Source organism: Micromonospora sp. URMC 107 (assembly GCF_051386315.1).
In the GTDB taxonomy this organism is placed as follows: Bacteria; Actinomycetota; Actinomycetes; order Mycobacteriales; family Micromonosporaceae; genus Micromonospora.
In genome coordinates this window covers 1-291 of record NZ_JBPQTK010000328.1, presented here as the reverse complement: position 1 = coordinate 291, position 291 = coordinate 1, and the positions used below count along the sequence as shown (strand labels likewise).

Below are 291 nucleotides of genomic sequence, written 5' to 3'. Positions count from 1 at the left end.
GTGGGGGGCGTCGGTGTCGAGGTCGACGAGGGGCGCGGTGGTCAGTCCGTCGAGGGTGGCGCGGGTGGCGCCGTGGGCGAGGACGGCGACCGGCGCGCTGTCGCGCAGCAGCTCGGTGAGGCGCTCGGCGGGATGGGTGGGGTCGAGCGGCACGTACGCGCCGCCGGCCTTGAGGACGGCCAGCAGCGCGACGATCAGCTCCGGTGAGCGGTCCAGGCAGACCGCGACGAGGGTGTCGGGGGCGACGCCGTGCTCGCGCAGGTGGTGGGCCAGCCGGTTGGCGCGCGCGTC

Annotated in this window: 1 protein-coding gene; it reads right to left on the bottom strand. The window is 77.0% G+C overall.

What is annotated here, in order from left to right; genetic code table 11:
- Positions 1-291: AMP-binding protein (locus ACSNN9_RS28730; RefSeq protein WP_436676427.1), on the bottom strand; the 291-nt coding region annotated here is incomplete at both ends.